Annotated in this window: 1 pseudogene; it reads right to left on the bottom strand. The window is 70.9% G+C overall.

The annotated features are described in order from the left end of the window. Window positions 1-264: pseudogene (locus JHN63_RS53830) on the bottom strand (DNA-3-methyladenine glycosylase 2 family protein); the annotation flags it as partial. Between the last annotated feature and the right edge of the window lie 94 nt (window positions 265-358).

Genomic DNA, 358 nt, shown 5'->3' with positions numbered 1-358 from the left:
GTGCGCGGACACCCGCAAGGTCCCCGGCCCCACGGGCGTAAGACTGGCCCGCCACACGGACCCGTCCGCAGTCGCCCGAAACGTGGGATCCCCGGGCCCCCGCCGCAACGGCCCGAGCACCAGGCCGAGATCAAGCGGCCCGTCCGGCACCCAGGTCCTCACCCGCCCGGCCTCGGTAGCCTGCCGAGGTATCCCCTGGGGCACCACAACATGCCCACCCCGCACAGTCGTACGAGTGGGCCGAGGAGCGAAACGTCCGGCCACAGTGAGGTCCAGGGGTGAGGTGAGAAACCTGAGGGTGTCACGAGCCTAGGCGGTAGCGCCCCTTTCAGGAGCGCGGGGCTGTATCCATGTGCGG

The organism is Streptomyces sp. MBT65 (assembly GCF_016612545.1).
Classification (GTDB): Bacteria; Actinomycetota; Actinomycetes; order Streptomycetales; family Streptomycetaceae; genus Streptomyces.
Note: the sequence above shows the minus strand (reverse complement) of the source record. Positions and strands in the feature narration are given on the sequence as shown.